3 protein-coding genes and 1 pseudogene are annotated in these 3,461 nt (G+C 50.2%); all 4 read left to right on the top strand.

Annotation, left to right across the window (positions count from 1 at the left end; all coding sequences use genetic code 11):
- Nucleotides 1-785 (top strand): tRNA-dihydrouridine synthase (locus Q0688_RS00020; RefSeq protein WP_299071264.1); only part of this gene is annotated, 785 nt, incomplete at its 5' end.
- An 18-nt stretch (nucleotides 786-803) separates the two neighbouring features.
- On the top strand, nucleotides 804-1,112 hold the full coding sequence (fis, locus tag Q0688_RS00015) for a DNA-binding transcriptional regulator Fis (RefSeq protein WP_299071261.1): 309 nt from the start codon (nucleotides 804-806) through the stop codon (nucleotides 1,110-1,112).
- A gap of 117 nt (nucleotides 1,113-1,229) precedes the next feature.
- Nucleotides 1,230-2,804, top strand: a complete 1,575-nt coding sequence (gene purH, locus Q0688_RS00010) for a bifunctional phosphoribosylaminoimidazolecarboxamide formyltransferase/IMP cyclohydrolase (RefSeq protein ID WP_299071258.1) — start codon at nucleotides 1,230-1,232, stop codon at nucleotides 2,802-2,804.
- Between the two features lie 59 nt (nucleotides 2,805-2,863).
- A pseudogene (locus Q0688_RS00005) lies at nucleotides 2,864-3,461 on the top strand (ATP-grasp domain-containing protein); the annotation flags it as partial.

The following is a 3,461-nucleotide window of genomic DNA, read 5'->3' as shown; positions in this document are numbered from 1 at the left end:
AGGGCGCACAAATTCTCGATATCAATATGGGCTGTCCGGCAAAAAAAGTCTGCCGCAAACTAGCCGGCTCGGCCCTACTTAAAGATGAGCGCAAAGTGGCCGATATATTGTCAGCGGTTGTGCAGCGAGTGAATGCGCCAGTTACGCTCAAAATTCGCACAGGATGGGACACACAGCAACGCAATGCTGTCGGTATTGCTGAGATAGCCGAGCAATGCGGCATCGCGGCGCTAGCCATTCACGGGCGCACACGAGCTTGCCGCTTCATGGGCGCCGCGGAATACGACACCATCGCCACTGTGGTCCAGCGTTGCAAACTGCCGGTATTGGCAAATGGCGATATTTGTTCAGCAAAAAGTGCAAAATTTGTACTGGACTATACTGGCGCTGCCGGTGTTATGATAGGGAGAGGTGCACAGGGTAAGCCGTGGATCTTTCAAGAAATCAATGACTTACTAGGGGCTATCGACACCCCACAAAAAATCGATCACAAAACGAGCGATTTTCTTGTAGATGTTGTAAAGTTACACTTGCGCAAAATCCACAGCTATTATGCGCCGTTCGGGCGCGATCTTGGTGTTAAAATCGCGCGCAAACACATGGGATGGTATTTCGAGCAGTTGTTAGTGGGTATCAATTCAACTGAGCCGGCAACTGCACGACCGAGAGTACCCATTAAAGAACAAAAAAAGAGCATCGGTCGAAGCGCCAAACAGCACTTCAACCGGCTGGACAATGAGCATGCACAGCTGGCTTATGTCGATAAGATTTTTGGGGAACGTTAACACAGGGGAAACCGCCGCATGAGCAATAGCGATTCTTTCTTACAAGAGCCTATTTCTGGCCATCCGTCTACCGAACAACCGCAAATTTCGGCCAGCTCCGCTGCCAGTTTGCGGGAAAATGTTGAAGTTGCGATGGCCAATTACTTCAAACACCTCGACGGCCAGCCAGTATCGGATGTCTATCAAATGGTGCTGTCGGAGATCGAAGCACCGCTACTCGAGCAGGTCATGAAATACGTCCGCAATAACCAGACCAAAGCGGCGCAGCCGCTTGGCCTGAATCGTGGCACGCTGCGTAAAAAACTAAAGCAGTACGGCTTGCTGTAAATAAAGCTGTACCAATGAGAGGGGTGATTTAATAGTCACCCCTTTTGCATTATGGGGCCGTTCGCTGCCGCATAATCAACACCAAGCCATACCCGACTATTGAAAGAAGAAGGTCTTATGAGCAACGACAACTACCTCCCCATCAAACGCGCACTGATCAGTGTATCTGACAAAGCTGGCATCGTTGAGTTTGCACAAGCTCTAGTCGCCCACGGTGTAGAAATTTTATCGACCGGTGGCACATACAAGCTGCTGTGCGATAACAACATCGCCGCGATTCAAGTATCTGACTACACCGGTTTTCCAGAAATGATGGATGGCCGGGTTAAAACTCTGCACCCAAAAGTGCATGGTGGCATCCTTGCCCGCCGCGGTATCGATGACAGCGTGATGGTCGAGCACGGCATCAACGCCATCGACATGGTTGTTGTTAACCTCTACCCCTTTGAAAAAACCGTTGCCAACCCAGACTGCTCTTTAGAAGATGCGATTGAAAATATCGACATCGGCGGCCCTACCATGGTTCGCGCAGCGGCTAAAAACAATGCTTTCGTCAACATCGTCGTTAACGCTGCTGACTACCAAGCAATTTTGGCAGAGATGAAGGCCAACGACGGCTGCACCTCACAAGCCACCCGTTTCGATCTGGCCATCAAAGCCTATGAGCACACGGCCGCTTATGACGGCGCAATTGCCAACTACTTCGGCAAAAAAGTACCTGGCGGCAATGACAACTTTGCCCGTACTTTTAACGCTCAATTCACCAAAGCCCAAGACATGCGCTACGGTGAAAACTCGCATCAAAACTCAGCATTTTATGTTGAGAAAAATCCAGCTGCAGGCTCTATTGCTACTGCCGAGCAGCTGCAAGGTAAAGAACTGTCTTACAACAATATCGCTGATACTGATGCAGCGCTTGAGTGCGTGAAGCAATTCGATGAGCCTGCCTGCGTTATTGTTAAGCACGCCAATCCTTGTGGTGTAGCAATTGCCGACAGCATTTTAAAAGCCTATGACCTTGCTTTTGAAACCGATACTGAAAGCGCTTTTGGCGGCATCATTGCATTTAACCGCGAGTTAGATGCAGAGACGGCTAAAACCATTTGCGATCGTCAATTTGTTGAAGTCATTATCGCACCAAGCATTTCGACTGAAGCCAGAGCCGCTGTTGCCGAAAAGAAAAATGTTCGCTTATTAGCGTGCGGCGAATGGGGCGTAGCCACTGCCGACTATGATCTTAAACGCGTTAATGGCGGCTTGTTAGTGCAAGATCGCGACTTAGGTTTTATCACCGCTGCGGACCTCAAAATTGTCAGCAAGCGTCAACCTACCGAAGCTGAAATCCGTGATTTACTGTTCACCTGGAAAGTCGCCAAGTTTGTTAAGTCTAATGCCATTGTATATGGCAGTGACGGACGTACCGTTGGTGTTGGTGCAGGCCAAATGAGCCGTATTAATTCGGCGCGTATTGCTGGCATTAAAGCCGAGCATGCGGGCTTAAAAGTGCCCGGCTCAGTCATGGCATCTGACGCTTTCTTCCCTTTCCGCGACGGCATTGATAACGCCGCTGCAGCGGGTATTCGCTGCGTCATCCAGCCCGGCGGCTCAATCCGCGACGATGAAGTTATCGCCGCAGCCGACGAAGCGGACATGGCCATGGTGTTCACCAGCATGCGTCACTTCCGTCACTAAGACTTGTTCAAGGCCGGATTCATTCCGGCCTTTTTTGATGAACTTACGGACTTATTATTATGAATGTACTGATCATTGGTTCTGGCGGCCGCGAGCACGCCTTAGCTTGGAAAGCAGCCCAATCTTCTGATGTCGATACGGTTTTTGTTGCTCCAGGCAACGCCGGCACTGCCACTGAAAACAAATGCACCAACGTCGTCCTCGATATTGCCGATTTTGAATCACTGGCAAATTTTGCCGAACAAAACGCTGTAGCATTGACCATTATTGGCCCAGAACAACCGCTGGTTGATGGTGTTGTTGATTTCTTTGCCGGGCGCAATTTACGTTGTTTTGGCCCGAGCAAAGGCGCTGCCCAGCTCGAAGGCTCTAAAGCCTTCACCAAAGACTTTCTCGCTCGTCACAACATCCCTACGGCTGAATACCAAAACTTCACTGAAATAGCCCCCGCTCTTGCTTATGTGCGTGAGAAAGGTGCCCCCATCGTAGTTAAAGCAGACGGCCTAGCCGCGGGTAAAGGCGTTATCGTCGCCATGACCCTTGAGGAAGCCGAAGATGCCATTCGCGATATGCTAGCAGGAAATGCGTTCGGTGAAGCAGGCAGCCGCGTGGTTATTGAAGAGTTCTTAGACGGTGAAGAAGCATCGTTTATTGTTA

Origin of the sequence: uncultured Paraglaciecola sp. (assembly GCF_937123705.1) — a bacterium.
In the GTDB taxonomy this organism is placed as follows: Bacteria; Pseudomonadota; Gammaproteobacteria; order Enterobacterales; family Alteromonadaceae; genus Paraglaciecola.
The sequence above is the reverse complement of the archived record's forward strand: the minus strand, read 5'-3'. Positions and strand labels throughout refer to the sequence as shown.